This is a genomic window from Acinetobacter sp. YH16044 (genome assembly GCF_013417145.1).
In the GTDB taxonomy this organism is placed as follows: Bacteria; Pseudomonadota; Gammaproteobacteria; order Pseudomonadales; family Moraxellaceae; genus Acinetobacter; species Acinetobacter amyesii.
On sequence record NZ_VPEK01000003.1, the window covers coordinates 105,359 to 127,963 of the forward strand.

A 22,605-nucleotide genomic window follows, 5' to 3' on the forward strand; every position below is an offset into this window, starting at 1 on the left:
ATTCCCTTGATGTAAGACTCCGTCGAATTGGCTTAACAATCATTTTAAAAATGCAAAATTACTTTTGCATGCATAACATCAGTTATTTAATTTCCGAAAATAAAAAAAGCTCATCCTTCGATGAGCTTTTTTCATGGCAGATTACCAATAATTTTCTACAGCAATATTGCCTTCACCACGACGGTTCATGGTCAAACCACGCGCTTTTAAGGCCGCCTTGGTGTCATCAACCATTTGTGGATTACCACACAGCATGACATGCGTCGTTTCAACATTAAACGCTAAGCCTGCCGCCTGTTCTAACTCGCCATTTTCAATTAAAACTGGTAGACGGTCATGCAGCGGTGCATTGGGATCACGTGTCACAATAGGAATAAATTTGAAGCCCGTATGCCCTTCACCAAAGGTTTCCGCGATTTCTTGAATCCGCTCGACATAAGCCAGTTCTGATACGGTGCGCACACTGTAGACTAGATTAATTTTTTCGTATTTAGACCACGTTTCAAAGTCTTGTAGCATTGATAAAAATGGTGCAAGACCCGTTCCTGTTCCCAACAGCCATAAGTCCTTCGGCAATGGCAACTGATAACGTGCCAAAGTGAGGAAGCCATAAGGCACTTTTTCTAAATACAGCTCATCGCCCACTTGTAGATGCTGCAAATTTGAAGTAAACGCACCATCTGGAACGACGATAGAGAAAAACTCTAAAGTTTCATCAAAGGGTGACGACACCACAGAATAGGCACGAACCACCAATTCATCGCCCACTTTCAAGCCGATTCGTGCGAACTGACCAGCGGTAAATTTAAAATGCGCAGGACGTGTCATGGTAAAACTGAACAAAGTATTGGTCCAACGGTGTACAGATAAAACCTTTTCTAAGCTAAATTTTTCAATTGACATGATTTGAACGTGGCGTGACAGACTGTGCTCATGTTAGCATGACAGCATAATTTATTAATATTTTTTAAATGTTAAGGCCTGATTCATGCGCATGACTTTACGCCAGTTGGCTGTTTTTGTAGCAGTCGCTCAAGAAGGTACCGTTACCAAAGCCAGTGATGCTGTCAAACTTACTCAAAGTGCAGCAAGTATGGCATTGGCAGACCTCGAAGATGGTCTCGGTGCTCCACTGTTTGACCGACTTGGTAAACGCTTGCAATTGAATGACTTGGGTCGTTTTTTATTGCCACAAGCTTTGGAAATTTTAGGGCGCTGTGAAGCTTTTGAACAAGCAGCCAAAGGCGAACTACAAAGTATTGATCTGCGTTTAGGTGCGACCCTAACCATCAGTGACTACTTGATGCCAGACCTCATGGCAGATTTCTTACAAATTCAGCCTCAAGCACATTTACAACTTCAAGTCGGCAATACCCGCCAAATGATTGAAGCGGTAAACCAATTTCAGTTGGATTTGGCCTTAATTGAAGGTTCATGCCATCTGCCACAGCTACAATGTATTCACTGGCGTGACGATGAACTTGCAGTATGCTGTTCACCAGAGCATCCCTTAGCGAAGTTGGATCGTGCAATCACTGCAGCTGACTTTGATAACGTAGAATGGATCTTACGTGAAGAAGGTTCAGGCACACGTGAAGTATTTGACAACGCAATTTTAAAAGACCTGCCAGATGCCAATATTCGTTTAACCTTGGGTCATAACGAAGCCATTTTAAAAATCGTGGCGGGTGGCCTAGGAATGTCATGTATTTCTAAACTGGCAATTGAGCCTTTACGTGAAAAAGGTCAATTGGTGGTTTTAGATACACCGTTCTGGCAACTTGCCCGTCCATTATTCATGTTGGTACATCGTCAGAAATACCAAGGACCAGGGCTCAAAGCCTTTATGCAATTTTGTGAAAAATCTGTCTAAATAAAAAAGCGCCTAATGGCGCTTTTTCTTATTTATTAAATTGTCGTTCGCAAGGTATTCCGTCGTTGTTTCCGTCCATTTTTGTGCCTGGACAATGTTGAAGAAAATAGACCGCTTCTTCATAAGATTTCATCTGACTACAATGCGTACGCCCATCACAATTAAACTGTGCTTTCTCTACCGCCCTTGGCGCTTCACTTGAAGCATGAGCTGGCACAGTGTCTCGAACAGCAGACTGAGCTTGCGTTGAAGCTGTGCCGTATAGATTTTTTTCACCTTGCTCAGTCAGCACCCGATCGGGTAAATCCCCCTGAGCTTTACGTTGTTCTTTTACAATGTTTTCATTTTCTTGCATGAGCTGTTGTAAATGTAGCTGCTTCTGTTCTTGGTACTGCTGATATTTCCCATAAACAGCCACAGCTAATACTAGAATTACAATGAGTCCAATCATGCTGAAGATTTTACTGCCACAAACTGTGCCTTTGGCTGTATCGTGAGGAGTAGCTTGGTCATTCACTCGATCCGACCTTGATTCAAATGACGGATTTATCTGTTCATGAGTGGACTGCTCTTTTTTCAAATCTAAACGGATGATATTTACCGCTTTAAATTTACCTCGATCTGTTTCAATCCTGTATTTGAGATTTTCTCCAACACGTGGTTCGATGTGTCGGCTAGGAAAATCACGAATATGAAAAAATAAATCCTGTGCTTGATCTTGTTGTATAAATCCAAAGCCGCGCTCAACGTTATAGCTTTTGATTTTCCCCTCTTTAAACATAAAATTTGTCTCTCATCTTTTCTTTTAATACTCTTATGATAATAAAAAAAGAGGCCCTATAGACCTCTTTTTCAATTTCAAAGATTTCCATGAAATCTTACAATCACATTATTTACGCAAATTCGAAAGCAAAGCTGAAGTAATTGACTGGTTATTTGCCACTACTTTAGATTTTTTAGCTTTTGCAGATTTGTCTTCTTCACGCTCAATGTTTATGGCTTTATAACGATCACCATTTTTCACCACATTAAATTTCACACGATCATTACGTTTTGGCTCGACACCATCTGCGGGAAAGTCAGAGATATGGAAAAATACATCACCTTCTTCACATGAAAGAAAGCCAAAGCCCTTTTCAGGATTGTACTGCTTCACTTTACCTTTATATTGTTCGGACTTCATAAAGTACCCTATTCCATTTATTCCAATGTCTTTAGTATATAAAAAAGAGGCTATAAAAGCCCCTTTTCTGTTCATGATGCAAAAATTAGTCTTTTTGAACTGAACCGAAAATTTTATCGCCTGCATCGCCAAGACCTGGAACGATATAACCGTTTTCATTTAAACCTTGGTCTACAGATGCTGTGTAAATGATCACATCTGGGTGAGCTTCATTCACACGTTTAATGCCTTCTGGAGCGGCAACAAGCACCATGACACGAATATCTTTACAACCACTGGCTTTTAGAACGTCAATAGCAGCAACGAGCGATGAACCTGTTGCAAGCATTGGGTCAATAATCATCGCTAAACGGTTTTGTACGTCTGGTACTAATTTTTTGTAGTAAGTACGCGCTTCTAAAGTTTCTTCATCACGCTCTAAACCCAATACAGATACTTTCGCACTTGGAATCAGGTTTAAGAAACCATCCAACATACCAATACCTGCACGTAAAATCGGTACGACTGTAATTTTTTTACCGGCAATACGATCTACAGTTACTTTACCATTCCAACCATCAATTTCATGATCGACCATTGGTAAATCTTTCGTTGCTTCATAAGTCAGAAGCATAGTCACTTCTTGAGCAAGCTCACGGAAGTTTTTAGTACTAATATCTGCACGACGAAGTAAGCCGAGTTTATGTCGGATTAAAGGATGACGGATTTCATGGATAGCCACGGGAGAACACCTAAAAGGTTAAGATAAAATTTCAACCATTATAAAGCTATTTAACAAATGATAAAAATAAAAAAGCCCCCTTTACAGGAGGCTTTTTTGTAATAAGCAAATTAATTGCTTAATTCATTAGTTAAATCCACTTTGAATTAAGCTAAAAATGAACTGTTGTAATTCAGGTGAGATCGCAAAGTATGCCACTTGAGATACTGCAATGATTGGATCTGGATATACACCGATCAACAACACAAGTGCAGCTGCGCCAAGCACCATAATACCACCCACTTTTTGACCCCAATGATCAACAGCGTCGATACGTGGGTTTTCTGGTGGAGTCATGTACATCACAATCATCACACGTAGGTAGTAGTACAAACCGATACCTGAACCAAGGATCACCATCGCAGCTAAGAACCATGAACCACCAGCAACCGCTGTTTTGATCACAAGGAACTTACCAATAAAGCCAGCTGTTAATGGGATACCTGCAAGAGATAACATCATGACAGTCAGTGTTGCAGTCAACACTGGACGACGCCAGAACAAACCACGGTACTCCGCAAGGCTACCTGCTTCGTCTTTGTTGTTGTAAGGGCTAGACATCAGTGTCACAACACCGAACGCACCAATCGTTGTTAATACATAAGTAATCACATAAACGTTGACGCTGCTGAATGTTGCAAAGCCTTGTACTTGAACAAAGTCAGTATTACGTGCACTGACAATCGCAACAAGTAAGTAACCAAAGTGAGCGATTGAAGAGTATGCAAGGATACGTTTCAAGTTCACTTGACGTACTGCTAGTAAGTTACCCGCAAGGATAGACAATACTGCAATGATGGTCACGATCGTGATGAAGCTGTCAGAAAGGATTAAGCCAGAAGCCAAGAAGTAACGAACGAATAGACCGATCATTGCCACTTTAGCCACAGTCGCTAAGAATGTCGCGATTGGCGCTGGCGCACCGGCATACACGTCTGGTGTCCATTTGTGGAATGGCGCAAGAGACAATTTAAATGCAACAGCAAAGACAATTAGTGCAAGACCAAGGACTACGCCCGGTTGGCTGAAAGTTGTGAACATTTTGCCTGGTTCAGCAACGAATGCCATTGTACCTGTGTACGCATATACATAAGCCATACCCATCAACAACATCGCAGAAGCAGTTGCTGAAAGCACCAAGTATTTCACACCCGCTTCAAGCGACTGTGAACGTTGGTGTGTATAAGCCAATAGGCCGTATACAGGAATCGACATTAACTCAAGACTGATAAAGAAAGACGCATAGTGCGAACTTGCAACCATTAACAATGCACCTGTTACAGAGCACAGCATCAAGATATAAAGTTCTTCACGGTTATCTTTATAGGTTTCGATATACGCATGTGACAATGTGCAGCAAGCAAGTGCTGCAATCAAAATCACGAATTGGTACAACATCGTAAATGGATCTACGATGAACAAATTCATTACGTTTGCAGGTGCATACTGCCCTGCAACGAAAACAAAAATAATATAAAAGGCTGCAAGGTTCAGACCTATAACGGAAGTCGTTGCAACTAAATTGTGGTTACGCTTGATTGCAATTAGCAACATCACGACGATCGCAGTTAAAGCCACGATCATCACAGGAGCTAATGGCATAAGCTCAGAAAATGACATTGTGAAGTCCATGGCTTATTGCATCTCCACATTTTCAGGTTGTACAGCAATCTGCTGCACAACATCAACGACTTCTTGAACTGGGATATAGCTATTTGCAATCCACGCCATGCTTGAATTTGAAATATCAAGGAAGGTTTGTGGGAATAGACCAAGCCATACTAGACCAAGAGCACAGATTAAAAGAATCACAACTTCACGCGCATTTAAGTCTTTCAACGGATTTGCGTAATGCTGTTTTTGTTCTTCGTTTGGTGTACCGAACAATGCTTTGTGGATCAGGATTAAACCGTAAAGACCGGCAAATACTAAGCTTACTGCAGCAAGGATTGTGTACACAGGGAACTTGTCATAAGAACCCATCAAGATTAGGAATTCACCGATGAAGTTACCTAGACCTGGAATACCTACAAGTGCCGCAACAAAGAACATTAAGAAGAATGAAAGGTATTGGAACTGACCACGGATACCGCCCATTAAACGCATGTCACGTGTATGCAGACGTTCGTAAACCTGACCACACATAATGAACAATGCAGCAGAAGATAGACCGTGAGCCAGCATCATAATCATTAAGCCTTGGAATGTCAGGATGTTACCTGCATACAAAGCAAGAAGTACGAAGCCCATGTGCGAAATAGATGTGTACGCAAGCAGACGTTTCATGTCTGTTTGTTGGAATGCACACCATGCACCGTAGAAAATACCGATTAGACCAAGAATGATCGCGATGTCAGCAAACTGAGCAGATGCTACTGGGAAGAATGGAATAACGAAACGTAAAAGACCATAAGCCGCAGTTTTAATCAAGATACCTGCAAGGTCGACAGAACCCGCTGTAGGTGCTTGCGCATGTGCATCTGGTAACCAGCCGTGTAAAGGGAAAACTGGAAGTTTTACCGCAAAACCAATGAACATACAGATCATGAATGCATACGCAAGTGCTGGAGCTTTCGCCTCAACAGTGTGTGCAACACTCATCAAGAAGTCATAGTTAAAGCTGATTTGACCGTGAAGTTGGAAGCCAACAACCACTAGACCCAAGATACCGATCAACATGATCAGACCCGCAACCTGAGTATAGATAAAGAATTTAGTTGCAGCGTAAACGCGTGACTTACCTTCTGCCCCTTTATGACCCCAAAGTGCGATCAAGAAGTAGATTGGTACCAGCATCATCTCCCAGAAGAAGAAGAATAGGAACATGTCAATTGCTAAGAATACACCGATCACACCACCTAAAGACCACAGTAGGTTTAAGTGGAAGAAACCAACGTTCTTTTGAATCTCACCCCATGAACAGCCAACTGCAAGTACACCCAGTAATGCAGTTAAACCCACCATAAGCAGTGAAAGACCATCCACCGCAAGGTGAATGTTAATCCCTAAAGTGGTAATCCACGGTAGGTTAAATTGAGCAGCCCACTGTGGAGCTTGCGTACCCAACTCGTAGTTATAAGTACCGCTTTGCCATAAAACGACGGTTAACACCAACGTTAATAGCATACCAATTAAGGCAATATAGCGTGGTAAGTGCTTGTCGAGTTTATCGACAAGCCAGCATACAAAACCTGCAATGAACGGAATAAGGATCAGAGCGGGTAGAATTAAATTGTTTGGAGTTTCCATTTTATTTCCCCACGACCTGAATCACGACCAGGATCAATAGTAATGCAAACGTACCGAATGCCATACTAGATGCGTATTCACGCAATGAACCTGTTTGACGTGAACTTGTAAAGCTATTACCGCCTTTAACAAGTGCAGGCAATACAAGCCATAAGCCGTCAATTGGATCACGACCAAAGATTTTAGCCAGTAGCAAATAAGGCTTAACGAAAACAATGTTGTACAAAGCATCGAAACCAAGTGCATTACGACAGATATTTGCAAGACCCGCGCCCAGTGAAGTTTTCGCGAACGATTTCACTGCACCATAAGCAAAGGCAAATAACACCACACCTACTGCAAGACCCGCAAGTGCAATACCAACAGCTGTGTATTCAGCGCTATGCATACCGTGTTCTAGTGCTTCTGGAATATTAAATGCTGGGATTTGTGCAGCATTTAAAATATTCGTTACTGGTGCTTTTAAGACATAAGCTAAACCAGTTGAAAGCACTGCAAGAATCGCCAATGGACCCCAGTAAGTAACACCTTTGATTTCATGGTAAGGCGTGTTTTCTTTACCAAAGAATACAACCCAAATAAGACGGAATGTATAAATTGAAGTTAAGAACGCACCTGCTACGCCAGTCCAGTACAAGCAGTCATAAACTGCAATCGCTTGACCTTTCACCCATACCGCACCAAGAATCGCATCTTTCGAGAAGAAGCCGATAGTGATGAATGGAATCGCTGCCAATGCACCGCCACCAATCGCGAAACAAGCAAACAAGAATTTGTTTTTGTGGAATAGACCACCCATCTTGAAGATGTTTTGTTCATGATGGTAAGCCAAAATCACAGCACCAGAAGACAAGAATAATAATGCCTTGAAGAATGCGTGAGTCAGCATGTGGAATAGACCGGCTTGGTAAGCTTCAGCACCTACAGCCATAAACATATAACCCAACTGACTCATAGTAGAGTAAGCAAGAATACGTTTGATGTCTGTTTGTACCAATGCAGCAAAGCCCGCAACCAACAATGTTACCGCACCTGTGATTGAGATGAACATCATCACTTCTGGCGCTTGTTCAAACACGCTGAACATACGGCTACATAGGTAAACACCTGCTGTTACCATTGTTGCTGCGTGGATCAATGCAGATACTGGTGTAGGACCAGCCATCGCATCTGCCAACCATGTTTGTAATGGGATCTGAGCAGATTTACCTGCAGCACCCAAGAACAACATCAATGCAGTCCAAATCGCAATTGAAGAACTCTGAACCAAAACTGTTGGCGCAGCAGCTACAACTTCTGCAATGTTTAAAGTGCCGAATTGTTGGTAGATCAAGAACAATGCAATCAGTAAGAATACGTCACCCACACGTGTCACAGTGAATGCTTTAATTGCAGCAAAACCGTTTGCAGGTGTTTGGTAGTAGTAACCAATCAATAGGTATGAACATAGACCTACACCTTCCCAACCGAGGAATAACAACGCTAAGTTGTCACCCAACACTAAAAGCAGCATGCTTGCTACGAATAGGTTGAAGTATGAGAAGAAACGTGCAAAGTCTTCTTCGCCACGCATGTACCATGTTGCAAAGATGTGAATTAAGAAACCCACACCTGTGATCATGCCCATCATCAATAATGATAAGCCATCTAAATGAAGCGTGAAGCCCGGTGCTAAGTTACCTGCACTGAACCAAGTCCAAAGATGCTGAGTTGTTGCAACTGAACCATTATTAACAAAATCGATACCGGCAATTAATGCAAATAAAGCTGAAAGACCAACTGAACCTGCACCAATAATTGCAGCAACTGATTCAGGAAGATTTTTACGACCTGCCGCCAACAGGATAAAACCAATTAGCGGGAAAAGTACTGTTAAATATAAATAACTCATCCGCGCATCTCACTAGCAGCATCCACATCCAGATGATGGAAGCGATGATAGAACTGAAGGACGATCGCAAGACCGATACACGCCTCTGCTGCAGCAAGCGTTAAGATCAAGATAAACATCACTTGACCATCTGGCTGTGCCCATGCGCTTCCTGCCAAAACGAACGCTAAAGCAGCAGCGTTCATCATGATTTCAAGGCTCATTAAAATAAATAGTAGGTTGCGTCGAACCATCACACCGTAAAAACCCAGTGCAAAAAGAATGGTTGCAACGATCAAACCATGTTCTAAAGGGATGTTGCCCATTATTCTTTGTCCTCTTCTGCACCTGGCTCACGTTTGCCAAGATGGAATGCAGCGACAAGTGCGCCAAGCAATAACATCGCAGCAACTTCAACCAGCAATAAGTACTGAGTAAAGAGTGAAGTACCCACTTCTTTCGGACCGACAACTTGAGCACCCATGACAGTGCCTGCAGTTGTGTAGTCTGACTTCAACATCCAAACAAGGATTAGACCCATTAGAAAGCTCATCAACGCAGGATATGCCCACGCTGAAGAAGTCAGCCATTTGCTTTCTTGTTCAACTGTATTTTGACCAAGATTCAGCATCATCACGACGAATACGAATAGCACCATGATTGCGCCAGCGTAAACGATAATTTCGAGGGCACCGGCAAACGGCGCACCCACGATCATGAAGATACCTGCAACTGCAAGTAAAGAGATAATCAAGCTTAATAAAGCGTGTACTGGGTTCGTGTTAGTTACAACACGAACGGTAGAGACGATGGCCACAAGCGCCATCAAATAAAATGGCCACATCATGGTAATAGACTCCGTACATCAACTGGTGTGCTTTCGCGTTGAGCCTGACCTTTATCTTTACCAGCAACAGCCATACCTGTTACGCGGTAGAAGTTATAGTCTGGGTATTTACCAGGACCTGAGATAAGAAGGTTTTCTTTCTCATATACTAAGTCCTGACGAACATACTCACCTAACTCAAAGTCAGGTGTCATTTGAATCGCAGTCGTAGGACATGCTTCTTCACACATACCGCAGAAAATACAACGTGAGAAGTTGATACGGAAAAATTCCGGATACCAACGACCATCTTCTTTTTCAGCTTTTTGTAGTGAAATACAGCCGACTGGACATGCAACCGCACAAAGGTTACATGCAACGCAGCGCTCTTCACCATCAGGGTCACGCGTTAACACGATACGACCACGGAAACGTGGTGGTACGATGTCTTCCGCTTTAACCTCTGGATATAAAATGGTGTCACGTTTACGTGTCGCGTGTGAGAATACCATCCACAACGAACGTACAATTGACCCAAATCCAGCTAGAAATTTAAACATTTTATTCTCCCTGCTGTCTTAGGCCTGATTCATCAGAATCACAGCACCAGTTACCAGAAGGTTAACCAACGCCAATGGCAAGCAAATTTTCCAACCAAAGTTCATGACTTGGTCATAACGTGGACGCATTAAAGAACCACGAGCCAAGACAAACATCATGACAAAGAATGCTGTTTTAATAATGAACCAGAACGCAGCTGGAATGAATGGAATATCTAGGTTGAAAGGCGCTAACCAACCACCGAAGAATAAAGTCACGATTAATGCAGAGATCAGTACGACGTTGACGTATTCCGCAACGAAGAACATACCCCATTTCATACCGCCGTATTCGACATGGTAACCTTCCGCCAATTCTTGTTCTGCTTCTGGTTGGTCAAATGGATGACGGTGAGTTACCGCAACACCCGCAACCACGAAGATCAAGAAACCTAAGAACTGAGGAATAACAAACCAAACATCACGTTGAGCTTCAACAATTTCACGCATGTTGAATGAGCCTGCAATCGCAACCACACCCATCAGTGAAATACCCAAGAACACTTCATAAGAAATGGTTTGAGCAGCAGAACGTAAACCACCAAGTAATGCGTATTTGTTATTTGATGACCAACCACCGAACAATACTGCGTATACCGCAATACCAGCCATTGCCATGAAGAACAATAGACCGATGCTCATGTCTGAAACACCTAGATAAGGTGAAACAGGAATAACCATGAACGATAGCACCGCAGTTGCCATCGCAACTGCTGGAGCCATACGGAAAGTCAATTTGTCAGCAAATTTTGGTGTCCAGTCTTCTTTGAACATGATTTTCAGCATGTCGGCAACAATCTGGAACATACCGCCCGGACCTACACGGTTCGGACCGTAACGGTCTTGCCACAAGCCGAGTAAACGACGTTCAATAAAAGACATCAACGCAGCGATCAATACCACAACCAGTAAGATCACAATTGCTTGAAGAACTGAATAGGCGATTGGCCAGTTTTCAGCCCACAGCGGCGTTTGACGGATTAATTCTTGTTCCATGAATTACACTCCTACCGCGACTGAAACAGGTTCTGCAAGCGATACTGTAGGTGCTAGACCCACTGGGTAACCGATATAACCTGTAGGTAAGTATTCAATCACTTGAACTGGAAGGACGATTTCAGCATCCCCTGCTTTCACAGCGATACGTTGACCATCTTGAATATTTAAGCGTGCTGCATCTTGTTCACCCACAGCAAACATTGCTTCAGGAATACGTGATTCCATCGCAGGTGTTTTCACTGTAAATTCACCAGAAGCGAAGATGTGATGCATCGGTACAAGACGGAAGCTCTCACCATTAACCGCAACAGGTGCAGGTGCAACGAATGTACGTGCTGGACGTTTCGCTAAACGATCGAATAAACGAACGCCTGCATCACCACCTTTTAAGTGACCACCCACGTTGTCTTGGAATTTGTTCCAAGCTTGTGGAGAGTTCCAACCCGCAGACCAAGCAAATGGTACAAGTGAAGCTGGAGTTTGGTTACCTACATAACCTTCCATAGAGAACGTCAACGCAGAGTCTTTATCGACTGGTTGTTTTGGTTCATGAATAGAAAGTGGTGCGCGCATTGCCGTACGACCTGAGTAACGACGTGGTTCACGTGCCACTTTCAGACCATGTACACGGAAGCCAGCATCTGGTGCTACTTCTTGAATCGCTTCAAGTGCAGGAACGTTTTTCGCCACTGACTCGATCACGTCATCAAGAAGTGTCCAAGAAATGGCTTTGCCTTTCACGCCAGTTTCAATGGCATGTAACCAGCGCCAAGATTCTTTGATCGCAAGTTCTGGTTTGTAGTAGCTTGGGTCATACACTTGGTAGAAACGTTGTGCACGGCCTTCTTGAGAGACAACAGTACCGTCACCTTCAGCAAATGAAGCAGCAGAAAGTACGATGTTGGCTTTCTTCACAGTTTCAGTTTCAGAATGATCAAGTACAATCACTTCTTTACCAGAAAGTGCAGCATTCACCTGAGCGGCTGGTAAACGACGATAAAGGTCATTTTCCACCACGATCACGGTATCGTAATCTTGTGCAAATGCTTGTTCTAAGCTTTGACCACCAAAGATCGCTAAGCCCATTGAGTTCACTTCAGGAACAGTCAATGTTAAGCCCGCATTACCAAGGTTCTGTGCAACTTGTGCAGCAGCTTCCATGATTGATGCGTCTTGCAAGCTTGTACCAGAGATGATTAATGGTTTTTTCGCAGCTTTTAAAGTGTCAGCAATGGTTTGTGCAAATGCTTTTGCATCGTCATCCAAACCTAAGATCACTTCACCTTTGACAGCAGCAGCGACCGCAAAACCTAAACGTGCAATGTCGTTAGGTGATGCAACAACTTCACCTGTTGCAACATCAGCTAAACGTGTTTGAGTTGCAGCAAGGATGTAAATCGGAGATTTGGCATCTTGAGCAATACGTTGTACAGGTTCAGCCAACCACTCTTGCGTACGGCGCTCTGCAGCCATTTCTTTAGCTTTATTTTTCGCAGCTTGGCGAACAGATAGAGCCATACGAGGCGCAGTTTGAGTCAGATCTTCACCCAAAATCAACACAGCATCGTAGCTTTCGATTTCACGCATACCAGGGTTATAAACACCTTCGGTTTGCATAATAGAAGCTGCAAGTTCAACAAGTTTTTGCTCTTTTTGAGACATACCCGTTGAGAAGTTGTCTTGACCTACAAGTTCGCGAAGCGCGAAGTTTGATTCAAGTGATGCACGTGGTGAACCGATACCCAATACTTTTTTGCCTTGGATATTTTCAATTACGGTATCCAATGCTTGGTCTACAGAAACTGTAGTTACATTTGCACCAGAACGGAATTGTGGTTGACGTGGACGATCTTCACGGTTCACATAACCTGTACCGAAACGACCTTTATCGCAAAGGAAGTATTGGTTCACGTCACCGTTAAAGCGGTTTTCTACACGACGTAGTTCGCCATAACGTTCACCTGGAGAGATGTTACAACCTGAAGAACAGCCTTGGCATACGCTTGGCGCATACTGCATGTCCCATTTACGGTTATAGCGTTCAGAGTGAGTTTTATCTGTGAATACACCTGTTGGGCACACTTCAGTCAAGTTACCAGAGAATTCAGATTCTAAAGTACCTGATTCTGGACGACCAAAGTAAACACGCGAAGCGTTTGCATACACACCAAAGTCTGTACCACCTGCATAATCTTTGTAGTAACGCACACAACGGTAGCACGCAATACAACGGTTCATTTCATGAGAAATGAAAGAGCCTAGCTCTTGGTTGTAATGCGTACGTTTTGTGAAGCGGTAACGACGACGGTCATGCTGAGTCATTACAGTCATATCTTGTAAATGACAGTGACCACCCTCTTCACACACTGGACAGTCGTGTGGGTGGTTGGTCATCAAGAATTCAACAACAGAAGCACGGAAATTTTTTGCTTCGTCATCTTCAATCGAGATGTAGGTATTGTCAGATGCAGGCGTCATACATGACATAACTAAACGACCGCGAGTATCTTCAGGATTCGCGTATTGAGTCACAGCACATTGACGGCAAGAACCGACAGAACCTAAGGATGGATGCCAACAAAAGTATGGGATGTCGATGCCAAGGCTAAGACATGCTTGTAGCAAGTTCTCTGAGCCGTTGACTTCATACGATTTTCCATCGACATGAATTGTAGCCATAGTCGAATTCCTTAAGCTTGTTCTACGTTGCTAGTTTGAGCTGCCGCATTTACGACTTTAGCTTCAAACTCGCCACGGAAATGTTTGAGTGCGCCCATTAACGGTTCCATCGCACCTGGAGCATGCGCACAGAAAGTTTTACCAATCCAAAGCTTACGAGTAAGTTCTTGTAAGTGATCGATATCTTCTTTCTTACCTGTGCCATCTTCCAAGGCTTTAAGCGCTTTAACCGCCCAAGGTAAGCCATCACGGCATGGTGTACACCAACCGCAAGATTCACGCGCAAAGAATTCTTCTAAGTTACGTGTCGCAGAAACCATACACTGAGTTTCATCGACTACCATGAGCAAACACGTACCTAAACGTGAACCTGCTTTCATGATGCTTTCAGCATCCATAGGAAGGTCAATATGTTCAGCAGCAAGGAAGTCTGTAGAAGCACCACCCGGTAACCATGCTTTGAGTTTTAAACCATCACGCATACCACCCGCATGATCTTCAATCACTTCACGCGCAGTTGTACCAAATGGAAGCTCCCAAAGACCTGGGAATTTTACTTTGCCTGAAGCGCCATAAATTTTAGTACCTGGATCTTTCGACTTACCTTCAGATAAACCGATATACCATTCAGGACCACGAAGCATAATTGCGGGTAAGTTGTTGTAAGTCTCTACGTTGTTAACAATCGTAGGACGACCCCAAGCACCTGCAACTTGTGGGAATGGCGGTTTAGTACGAGGGTTCGCACGGCGACCTTCAAGCGAGTTAATCAATGCAGTTTCTTCACCACAGATATAACGACCCGCACCAGTATGCACGTGTAACTCGAAGTTCCAACCTGTACCTAAGATGTTTTCACCCAAGTAACCTTTGGCACGAATTTGGTCCAATGCTTCATTTAAGTATTGAGCCGCTTCGATGTATTCACCGCGGATGAAGATATAACCCTGTGTTGCTTCTAATGTATAAGCAGCAATCAACATACCTTCGATCAACTGATGAGGAAGTTTTTCCATCAACAGACGGTCTTTAAAGGTACCTGGTTCCATTTCATCGGCATTACAGATGAGGTAACGAGGACCTGAGTTATCATTTGGCGCCATAAGCGACCATTTGATCCCTGCTGGGAAGCCCGCACCACCACGACCTTTTACAGTCGCAGCTTTGATTACTTCAAGAACTTCTTTCGGTTGCATGCCAACAGCTTTCTTAAAGCCTGCATAACCTTCGAGTGCTTCGTAATCATCTGCACTACGAACGTGTTCCTGTTTGCTCAAACGCCAAGTTAATGGGTGAGTTTCTGGGTTACCGTCGCCATAAATTGGTTTTGGTTCAGTATTCATACATACTTCTCCAATAACTGTTTAATTGAAGTCACTTCAACTAGACCGTGAGTGTCTTCGTCAATCATTAACGTCGGACCTTTGTCACAGTTACCTAGGCAGCAAATTGGCAATAAAGTAAAGCGACCATCTGCAGTCGTTTGACCAAATGAAATGCCTAATTCACGCTGGAATGCTTCAGCAAGTGTTTCCGCACCCATCAAAAAACAAGCAATCGAGTCACATAATAAAATTACGTGGCGGCCAACTGGTTGACGGTAAATACGGTTATAGAAAGTAGCAACACCTTCTAGGTCTGCAAGGCTCATGCTAAGCAATTGAGCAATAGCATTCATCTGTGCATCATCTACCCAGCCATTACGGCGTTGTACACACTTCAACGCATCAAGACATGCTGCGCGTGGGTACGGATAGTGACCAATGTGATGTTCGATATCGTGGATTTCTTCCGCAGTTAAAATCCCTTCAACGTTCACACGTGGTTTTTTGTCAGTCAAAATCATCATAATGCGATTACCCCTTAGCGATCCACGTCAGCCATTACGACGTCAATTGTCGCTAAATAAATGATTAAGTCAGACATTAAGCTGCCGTTAATCACAGAAGGCATTTGCTGTAAGTGCGTGAAGGTTGGTGTACGGATACGTGTACGGTAACTCATCGTTGACTTGTCTGAAGTCAAGTAGTAGTTCGACGCACCTTTTACCACTTCCGCCATTACAGAGCTTTCGCCTGCTGGCATTACAGGACCCCATGACACGCTCAAGAAGTGCGTAATCAATGTTTCGATGTCTTGTAAAGTTTTATCTTTTGGTGGTGGAACAGCCAATGGATGGTCTGCTTTGTATGCACCAGAAGGCATGTTGTCTAAACATTGCTTGATGATTTTCAGCGATTCTTCAATTTCACGGAAGTGAACAAGAACACGTGCATAAGCATCGCCTTCGTACTCTAAAGGCACATCAAAGTCGTAGTTTTCGTAGCCGCTATAAGGACGGTATTTACGAACGTCGAAATCAATACCTGTAGCACGTAGACCTGTACCTGTTACACCCCAAGCCAATGCTGATTTTGCATCATACTGAGCAACATTACGGGTACGACCGATAAACACTGAGTTTTTCAGTGCCGCAGTGTAGTACTCGTTCATACGCTTCGGCATCCAATCTAGGATTTCGCGAATGAGGTGCTGCCAGTTGTTTGGCAAGTCGTGCGCTGTACCACCGATACGGAACCATGCTGGGTGCATACGGTAACCCGTGATCGCTTCGATCGCGTCATAGATTTTTTGACGGTCAGCGAACATATAGAATACTGGGGTCATACCGCCGGCATCCTGAATCGCAGTACCAATGAACAATAAGTGGTTATTGATACGGAACAATTCAGACATCATGACACGGATACATTGTGCACGATCAGGAACCGTAATCCCTGCCATTTGCTCTACGCCAAGAACGTAAGGCATGTTTTGCGCACAACCACCTAAGTAGTCAACACGGTCTGTATACGGAATGAATGAGTGCCATGTTTGACGCTCAGCCATTTTTTCCACACCACGGTGGTGATAGCCAATGTCAGGTACACAGTCTTTCACTTCTTCACCGTCCAACTGCAAGATCACACGGAAGGCACCGTGCGCAGATGGATGGTTAGGACCCAAGTTTAGGAACATGAAGTCTTCATCATCGTTCCCACGCTTCATACCCCAATCTTCAGGTACGAAACGAAGATGTTCTTGTTCGTAATCCTGTTTCGCTTGGTTTTGGCGATAAGGCGTGTATTCGGTCGCACGTGCAGAATATTCTTTACGTAACGGGTGACCTTCCCAATAGGTTGGCAACAAAATACGACGGAGCATTGGATGCCCTTCGAAGTTGATACCAAACATGTCGTAAGCTTCACGTTCGTACCAGTTGGCATTCGGCCAAATGTTGGTTGCCGTTGGAATGTTTACATCATTCTCAGCTAATGCAACTTTGATACGAATATCACTGTTACGCTCTAACGATAACAAGTGATAGAACACAGTGAAGTCAGATGCAGGCAGACCATCGCGGTGTGTACGTAAACGCTCATCAACCGCAGACAAGTCAAACAGCATCACGTATGGACGTGACACCGTACGCAAGAACATTAAAACTTCTTGTACACGTGCGCGCTCAACCCAGACTGTTGGAAAGTCTTCAAAAGTCGTTTGCACGTAGAAGTTCTCACCAAATTTGGTTTTGAGCTCTTCTACAATTGCAAATGCAGGGCGGGAATCAACTGGAGTTGATTCTGGCATAGCAATGTCAGTTTCAGCCATTGGCTTGGCTTCCTATTTAATACAAATTCAGTCAATCAAAACGACAATTACACCCAGTCCGGGTGTATCAATATTTCGTCGCAGAGATTATTTAATTTCATCCATTGAGCGTAAGTTTTTCACTGCAATACGCTGTGCGTTCTTACGGTCACGTTCTGGCATCATCTTTGGCTTATACACTGGCTTAAGATCATCACCAATCACGGCCGATAAAGGACGGCGCTCAAGTTGAATCTGGTCTTGCAATAACATCAATGCCTGAATTAAAGCTTCAGGACGTGGTGGGCAACCCGGGATATACACATCGACAGGGATGATTTTATCCACACCTTGTACAACTGAATAAATGTCGTACATACCACCAGAGTTTGCACATGCGCCCATTGAGATTACCCATTTAGGCTCAAGCATTTGCTCGTACAAACGTTGAATTACAGGCGCCATTTTCATGAAGCATGTACCTGCAACAATCATCAAGTCAGCCTGACGTGGTGAAGCACGAATAACCTCGGCACCGAAACGTGACAAGTCATGCACGCCTGTTAAAGTCGTTGCATACTCTACGTAGCAGCAAGATGTACCAAAGTTGAACGGCCAAACTGAGTTTTTACGACCCCAGTTTACTGCTGTATGTGCAACATCCTCTAAACGAGTCATGAACACATTTTTATTCACTTCTTCTTCAAGCGGATCGGTAACGATTTGACGCTCTTGAAGTGGATATTGATCAGCATCCGGATTCGCACGGGTTAATGTATATTTCATCCCGTCTTACTCCTTGTCAGATGATGCAGTCGGTGACTTAGATTTCACACGACCAGATGATTGCGCTGGAATTTGACCTGTAGGGTCCATAACCAACTCTTCAATAGAGTTAAAGCGTGTGATTTCTGCGATGTCCATATTTGGTGAACCAATTTTCAACGCTTTACCTGCAGCTTTACGCTTATCAGAAGGCGCCCAATCTAATGCACCTACTTTTACCGCGTAAATTAAAGCAATCAATAAATCGACCACAAAAATAACCACGGTAGTAAAACCAAACCAGCCTGCTTCCCGAACAGAAGTAGACCATGCATATAGATAAAGTGCTTCGATATCAAACACGACGAAGAAAATTGCAACTAAATAGAATTTCGCAGACAAGCGAATACGTGCACCACCAGCACCTACTACACCTGACTCAAACTGCTCTTGCTTAGCACGACCCCATGATTTACCCCCAAGGAGTAAAGGGACGGTCAGCATAAAGACGCAAAGGAATGTAACGCCGATCACGAAGGCAATAATTGCCCAATCGTATGGAGTAATGGCACTCATGCGGGGATAACTCCTGGCAGGCCTATTTATTAACAAAGAATGTATGTATTGGCCTTCAAATACACCAAACACAAAATTAATCCCGCCAATTGTACCTGATTGAGGAGGCTTCTTGCTAGCTTATCGGTATTCGTCTTTAGGATGATTTTTTAATCATTTCAGCATTTAAATTGGGTTTACTCCCTTAAAATTAGGATTAATCGCTTAATTAGATTAGATTGCATTTTTTTATTAATTATTACATTTATGTGATTTTATCAGAAAATTATGACTGTTCAGTTTCATCAACAAACCCTTCATTTCTCAGCATACACATTCAAATTGGCGTATTTTTATCAACTGTGTCATTTATTAAATAAATACTCCCCCACCTCAACTTTGTTGTTTCTTTATTCACTTCTTTTGCTTTTGATCTTTTCTTCAAATGAAAAGCCAGCTGTATTGGTTCTATGTAAAAAGACCTTTTTTTAGCTTCTTGTGGCTTTTTTGCAATTCTTTGACACGACCTATAAAGAGTGTGATATTTGTAGTTAAAACACAAAAAGCAATCACAACGGAGAGACAATAATGACTTTAGAATTTACGCATAAACCTGATTATTTTCTATCTGCGCAATTGGTGATTCACCATATTAAAAACTACTTAGATAAGCATCCTGATGCTCAAAATGCCATTTTTGATTTACGTGATATCTATGAGTTATTACGTCAAGATTTAGCTTCTGCAACCACCAACCTTAACGGGATTATGAATATTGCAGATGAATATAAACTTGAAACCCTAAATGGCGACCAAAAACTCATTAGCAATTATTCTATCGATGCTAAAAACAACTCTTTACTCATCGATTTCAATGCAGATGCCCTTGCTGCTCTGAAAAATGGCAAACCCATTATTGAACCTGATGCAACGATTACCGAATAAATAAAAACCTGATGTAAAAAAGTCATTCAAATTGAATGGCTTTTTTATATGTATCATTCGCTAAATGCAGCTGAGCTAGATTTATTAAGCTGCTTAGCTTTCATTGGCACTAAGCTCTTTACCATCTAGCTTCGGCTTATTTTTCTTAAAACGTGTCGCAGGCCATGTCATGGTAAAACGCGCCCCACCCAATGTTGGACTTTCATCAATACCAACTGTTCCACCAAACCAGTAAGCAATACGGCTGACAATCGATAAACCTAAACCATAGCCCCCTGAAGCACGGGTACGACTATCATCTAAGCGTGCAAAGGCATCAAAAATACGCTTACGATCTTCTTCTGGAATGCCGGGGCCATCATCTTCAACACAGATATAAGCCATACCTTCATCATTCACACCACCACTAATCAGCACTTTATCATCACAATATCGCACTGCATTCCCCACCAAGTTTTGTACAACACGGTGTAAATAGCGACGCTCGGTTTCCACAACCACTCCAATTGGTGGTGCTTGCAATTCCAAGGTTTTCCCAGTCTTTAAGGCTTCAGTTTCAATCAGGACCTGATCTAAAACTTCAAACAAGCTGACATCTTCAAACTCTAAAGATGGCATGCCTTGTTCGAGCTTGGCATAAGTCATGATTTCATCAATTAAGGTATTGAGGGCTTCGATATCTTTGTCGATTTGTTCAACTTGCTGCTGACGGTAGTCATAGTCATCTTCATCCGCCATCATTTCTACACCAAAGCGAATCCGCGCCACAGGTGTTCGCAGCTCATGCGATACCGCGCGCATCAACTCACGCTGTGCTTCAATTAAACGCTCAATATGATCTGACATGGAGTTATAGCTCGATGCTAAAGTACCAAATTCATCGGTACTTTCAACAGGCAGACGTACAGATAAGTCCCCACCCTTCATTTTATTTAAAGCATAATTTACTGCACGCAGCTTACGTTGCATCGGCACCAATAGGCCATAAACACCCAAGCTCAAGACAAATAAGCTCAGTAGCGTAATACCTGCTGCCAACTGGAAAGGCATCCAATTGAATAGCGGTACCGGCCCCATAACCAAGACTTCTGAAGTTGAGCTTGGAATTGGCGATACGATCGAAATGGTCGTGCCGCGCTCAGTCGCACTATCACGATACAAAATAATGCTGTGATCTAAGCGTAATCGGCCGATTTGCTCAGGATCTAAAGGCAAACTCTGAACATTTTGAATTGAAATTGGGTAAGAAAAATGATGCTGGATTTTTTCAAGATATTGTTTTTCTTGACCAGGGTAATAAACCAAATAATCCAGTATAAAGACAGGCAACGCCTTCATTTGGCGTTCTGAAATATTATCGGCTTTAATATACAGCAGATGTGCAGGGTCATCTTTTAAGCCAATAATAATATAAGCTGCTGTGGTTTGTGCGTCCCAACGCACTACAGCTTTACGCTCTTCTATACGTTTGGTTTCCGCTCGGGTTAAATCAACCTGATTAGCTCTTACATAATAAATAGGCAACTCAAGTAGATCGGATGCATCTGACACCCAATCTGACTTTTGTTGTTCATTTGGCTGACGTGCAATACCTTCACTTATAATGAAAGCCAAACCGTCAGTAAGCGACTCACGATATTCTTGCGCGCGCTGGTAGTTGATGATCTGTACCAGCAAATAGCCAAATGTAGCGACTAAGAAGACTAATATCAGTAGTCCCGCGTAGACGCGCAAAAATATACTGTGTTTAAACACGTAAAAAGTGTCCTACTTTGCCAAACTGAGGGACGGTATTTTACATCAAATCCCGTTGGTTTCTTTTACGAATAGATAACCTTTACTACGTACGGTCTTAATACGTTTCGGGTTTTCAGGATCATCGCCAATTTTTGGACGAATACGTGAAATACGCACATCAATTGAACGATCTTGACCATCGTATTCAATACCACGCAGACGCTCAAAAATATCTTCACGAGAAAGAATGCGACCCGCATTAGATGCCAACAACCATAAAAGGTCATATTCTGCACTGGTAAAGTCAACCAACTCATTATTGAGTGTGACAGAACGACCACCATTATCAATTACAAGATCATCAAATTCGATGCGCTGTGCAACCTCATCTTCTGGTGCTTTATCTGTACGACGTAATAATGCACGAATACGCGCAAGTAAAACGCGAGGTTGAACAGGTTTTGCAACATAATCATCTGCACCCATTTCTAGACCCAACACTTGGTCCATGTCTTCGGTACGTGCAGTCAACATTAAAATTGGTTGATGGTAGTGTGGACGAACTTCACGACAAATGGTTAAACCATCTGCACCCGGAAGCATCACGTCGAGTAATACCATATCTGGTTGTTCAGCGATAATACGGCGAATCGCACGATTACCGTCTGGTTCTACCCCAACTTCAAGTCCGTTACGGATTAAGTATTCTTGAGTTAAACGAGCAAGACGCTCATCGTCTTCAACAATTAAAATTTTAGGTAACTTTTCTTCTTGGCTCATTGATTGCCCCTTATTTGATTGGGCGTATCCTATTTGAAATCCGATAGATACGCTTAAACATAGTTTGCAATATACACACGTTTACATTGTAAACAAGATGGCATTCACCAAACTGATACATCAATATCGTATTTTGTAATAAATTTTAACCTGCT

The 22,605-nt window shown here is 42.9% G+C and carries 21 protein-coding genes; 2 read left to right on the forward strand and 19 right to left on the reverse strand.

Annotated features, from left to right (window positions below; all coding sequences use genetic code 11):
• Nucleotides 1-141: 141 nt before the first annotated feature.
• Nucleotides 142-903, reverse strand: a complete 762-nt coding sequence (locus FTV38_RS03290; RefSeq protein WP_180021330.1) for a ferredoxin--NADP reductase — start codon at nucleotides 901-903, stop codon at nucleotides 142-144.
• 85 nt (nucleotides 904-988) lie between these two features.
• Between FTV38_RS03290 and gigC the strand changes: the two genes are divergently transcribed.
• Nucleotides 989-1,873 (forward strand): LysR family transcriptional regulator GigC, encoded by an 885-nt coding sequence (gene gigC, locus FTV38_RS03295; protein ID WP_180021333.1) that lies wholly within the window; start codon nucleotides 989-991, stop codon nucleotides 1,871-1,873.
• A 28-nt stretch (nucleotides 1,874-1,901) separates the two neighbouring features.
• Here gigC and FTV38_RS03300 read toward each other — a convergent pair whose 3' ends face one another.
• From FTV38_RS03300 to ndhC, 16 genes are all read right to left on the reverse strand, one after another.
• A complete protein-coding gene (locus FTV38_RS03300; protein ID WP_180021335.1) occupies nucleotides 1,902-2,654 on the reverse strand; it encodes a cold shock domain-containing protein in 753 nt (250 codons plus the stop codon).
• Between the two features lie 108 nt (nucleotides 2,655-2,762).
• Entirely contained in the window at nucleotides 2,763-3,056 is a 294-nt protein-coding gene (locus FTV38_RS03305; RefSeq protein WP_078192288.1) for a cold shock domain-containing protein, read from the reverse strand.
• A gap of 85 nt (nucleotides 3,057-3,141) precedes the next feature.
• Nucleotides 3,142-3,777: a uracil phosphoribosyltransferase gene (upp, locus tag FTV38_RS03310; protein ID WP_078192289.1), complete on the reverse strand. Its 636-nt coding sequence runs from the start codon at nucleotides 3,775-3,777 to the stop codon at nucleotides 3,142-3,144.
• Nucleotides 3,778-3,903: 126 nt separating this feature from the next.
• Complete coding sequence (nuoN, locus tag FTV38_RS03315) at nucleotides 3,904-5,448, reverse strand: NADH-quinone oxidoreductase subunit NuoN (protein WP_078191095.1); 1,545 nt, start codon at nucleotides 5,446-5,448, stop codon at nucleotides 3,904-3,906.
• 3 nt (nucleotides 5,449-5,451) lie between these two features.
• Complete coding sequence (gene nuoM, locus FTV38_RS03320) at nucleotides 5,452-7,065, reverse strand: NADH-quinone oxidoreductase subunit M (RefSeq protein ID WP_078191096.1); 1,614 nt, start codon at nucleotides 7,063-7,065, stop codon at nucleotides 5,452-5,454.
• Between the two features lies 1 nt (nucleotide 7,066).
• Nucleotides 7,067-8,956, reverse strand: coding sequence for an NADH-quinone oxidoreductase subunit L (nuoL, locus tag FTV38_RS03325; RefSeq protein WP_180009861.1), 1,890 nt, complete (start codon nucleotides 8,954-8,956; stop codon nucleotides 7,067-7,069).
• A complete protein-coding gene (gene nuoK / locus FTV38_RS03330) occupies nucleotides 8,953-9,261 on the reverse strand; it encodes an NADH-quinone oxidoreductase subunit NuoK (RefSeq protein ID WP_067665227.1) in 309 nt (102 codons plus the stop codon). Before nuoK ends, nuoL begins: the two co-directional genes overlap by 4 nt.
• Complete coding sequence (gene nuoJ, locus FTV38_RS03335; RefSeq protein ID WP_171262661.1) at nucleotides 9,261-9,779, reverse strand: NADH-quinone oxidoreductase subunit J; 519 nt, start codon at nucleotides 9,777-9,779, stop codon at nucleotides 9,261-9,263. Before nuoJ ends, nuoK begins: the two co-directional genes overlap by 1 nt.
• On the reverse strand, nucleotides 9,779-10,321 hold the full coding sequence (gene nuoI / locus FTV38_RS03340) for an NADH-quinone oxidoreductase subunit NuoI (protein ID WP_078191099.1): 543 nt from the start codon (nucleotides 10,319-10,321) through the stop codon (nucleotides 9,779-9,781). The genes nuoJ and nuoI overlap by 1 nt, the downstream gene beginning before the upstream one ends.
• Nucleotides 10,322-10,339: 18 nt before the next feature.
• Entirely contained in the window at nucleotides 10,340-11,356 is a 1,017-nt protein-coding gene (nuoH, locus tag FTV38_RS03345) for an NADH-quinone oxidoreductase subunit NuoH (protein ID WP_078191100.1), read from the reverse strand.
• Between the two features lie 3 nt (nucleotides 11,357-11,359).
• A complete protein-coding gene (gene nuoG, locus FTV38_RS03350; RefSeq protein WP_180021337.1) occupies nucleotides 11,360-14,038 on the reverse strand; it encodes an NADH-quinone oxidoreductase subunit NuoG in 2,679 nt (892 codons plus the stop codon).
• 11 nt (nucleotides 14,039-14,049) lie between these two features.
• On the reverse strand, nucleotides 14,050-15,381 hold the full coding sequence (gene nuoF / locus FTV38_RS03355) for an NADH-quinone oxidoreductase subunit NuoF (protein ID WP_111884890.1): 1,332 nt from the start codon (nucleotides 15,379-15,381) through the stop codon (nucleotides 14,050-14,052).
• On the reverse strand, nucleotides 15,378-15,887 hold the full coding sequence (nuoE, locus tag FTV38_RS03360) for an NADH-quinone oxidoreductase subunit NuoE (RefSeq protein WP_078191103.1): 510 nt from the start codon (nucleotides 15,885-15,887) through the stop codon (nucleotides 15,378-15,380). The genes nuoF and nuoE overlap by 4 nt, the downstream gene beginning before the upstream one ends.
• Before the next feature lie 14 nt (nucleotides 15,888-15,901).
• Nucleotides 15,902-17,689: an NADH-quinone oxidoreductase subunit C/D gene (gene nuoC, locus FTV38_RS03365; protein WP_078191104.1), complete on the reverse strand. Its 1,788-nt coding sequence runs from the start codon at nucleotides 17,687-17,689 to the stop codon at nucleotides 15,902-15,904.
• 87 nt (nucleotides 17,690-17,776) lie between these two features.
• A complete protein-coding gene (locus tag FTV38_RS03370) occupies nucleotides 17,777-18,454 on the reverse strand; it encodes an NADH-quinone oxidoreductase subunit B family protein (RefSeq protein WP_078191105.1) in 678 nt (225 codons plus the stop codon).
• Between the two features lie 6 nt (nucleotides 18,455-18,460).
• A complete protein-coding gene (ndhC, locus tag FTV38_RS03375; protein WP_078191106.1) occupies nucleotides 18,461-19,009 on the reverse strand; it encodes an NADH-quinone oxidoreductase subunit A in 549 nt (182 codons plus the stop codon).
• 567 nt (nucleotides 19,010-19,576) lie between these two features.
• Between ndhC and FTV38_RS03380 the strand changes: the two genes are divergently transcribed.
• Nucleotides 19,577-19,933 (forward strand): hypothetical protein, encoded by a 357-nt coding sequence (locus FTV38_RS03380; RefSeq protein ID WP_168378563.1) that lies wholly within the window; start codon nucleotides 19,577-19,579, stop codon nucleotides 19,931-19,933.
• 93 nt (nucleotides 19,934-20,026) lie between these two features.
• Here FTV38_RS03380 and bfmS read toward each other — a convergent pair whose 3' ends face one another.
• Together bfmS and bfmR are read right to left on the reverse strand one after the other, a co-directional pair.
• Nucleotides 20,027-21,688 (reverse strand): sensor histidine kinase BfmS, encoded by a 1,662-nt coding sequence (gene bfmS, locus FTV38_RS03385; RefSeq protein ID WP_180021339.1) that lies wholly within the window; start codon nucleotides 21,686-21,688, stop codon nucleotides 20,027-20,029.
• 45 nt (nucleotides 21,689-21,733) lie between these two features.
• Entirely contained in the window at nucleotides 21,734-22,450 is a 717-nt protein-coding gene (bfmR, locus tag FTV38_RS03390; RefSeq protein ID WP_067764711.1) for a response regulator transcription factor BfmR, read from the reverse strand.
• Between the last annotated feature and the right edge of the window lie 155 nt (nucleotides 22,451-22,605).

Excerpts from the sequence above, each read along its gene's own strand:
- FTV38_RS03290 (WP_180021330.1), bottom strand. The coding sequence starts at position 903 with ATGTCAATTGAAAAATTTAGCTTAGAAAAGGTTTTATCTGTACACCGT.
- gigC (WP_180021333.1), top strand. The coding sequence starts at position 989 with ATGCGCATGACTTTACGCCAGTTGGCTGTTTTTGTAGCAGTCGCTCAA.
- FTV38_RS03300 (WP_180021335.1), bottom strand. The coding sequence starts at position 2,654 with ATGTTTAAAGAGGGGAAAATCAAAAGCTATAACGTTGAGCGCGGCTTT.
- FTV38_RS03305 (WP_078192288.1), bottom strand. The coding sequence starts at position 3,056 with ATGAAGTCCGAACAATATAAAGGTAAAGTGAAGCAGTACAATCCTGAA.
- nuoN (WP_078191095.1), bottom strand. The coding sequence starts at position 5,448 with ATGGACTTCACAATGTCATTTTCTGAGCTTATGCCATTAGCTCCTGTG.
- nuoM (WP_078191096.1), bottom strand. The coding sequence starts at position 7,065 with ATGGAAACTCCAAACAATTTAATTCTACCCGCTCTGATCCTTATTCCG.
- nuoL (WP_180009861.1), bottom strand. The coding sequence starts at position 8,956 with ATGAGTTATTTATATTTAACAGTACTTTTCCCGCTAATTGGTTTTATC.
- nuoK (WP_067665227.1), bottom strand. The coding sequence starts at position 9,261 with ATGGGCAACATCCCTTTAGAACATGGTTTGATCGTTGCAACCATTCTT.
- nuoJ (WP_171262661.1), bottom strand. The coding sequence starts at position 9,779 with ATGTGGCCATTTTATTTGATGGCGCTTGTGGCCATCGTCTCTACCGTT.
- nuoI (WP_078191099.1), bottom strand. The coding sequence starts at position 10,321 with ATGTTTAAATTTCTAGCTGGATTTGGGTCAATTGTACGTTCGTTGTGG.
- nuoH (WP_078191100.1), bottom strand. The coding sequence starts at position 11,356 with ATGGAACAAGAATTAATCCGTCAAACGCCGCTGTGGGCTGAAAACTGG.
- nuoG (WP_180021337.1), bottom strand. The coding sequence starts at position 14,038 with ATGGCTACAATTCATGTCGATGGAAAATCGTATGAAGTCAACGGCTCA.
- nuoF (WP_111884890.1), bottom strand. The coding sequence starts at position 15,381 with ATGAATACTGAACCAAAACCAATTTATGGCGACGGTAACCCAGAAACT.
- nuoE (WP_078191103.1), bottom strand. The coding sequence starts at position 15,887 with ATGATGATTTTGACTGACAAAAAACCACGTGTGAACGTTGAAGGGATT.
- nuoC (WP_078191104.1), bottom strand. The coding sequence starts at position 17,689 with ATGGCTGAAACTGACATTGCTATGCCAGAATCAACTCCAGTTGATTCC.
- FTV38_RS03370 (WP_078191105.1), bottom strand. The coding sequence starts at position 18,454 with ATGAAATATACATTAACCCGTGCGAATCCGGATGCTGATCAATATCCA.
- ndhC (WP_078191106.1), bottom strand. The coding sequence starts at position 19,009 with ATGAGTGCCATTACTCCATACGATTGGGCAATTATTGCCTTCGTGATC.
- FTV38_RS03380 (WP_168378563.1), top strand. The coding sequence starts at position 19,577 with ATGACTTTAGAATTTACGCATAAACCTGATTATTTTCTATCTGCGCAA.
- bfmR (WP_067764711.1), bottom strand. The coding sequence starts at position 22,450 with ATGAGCCAAGAAGAAAAGTTACCTAAAATTTTAATTGTTGAAGACGAT.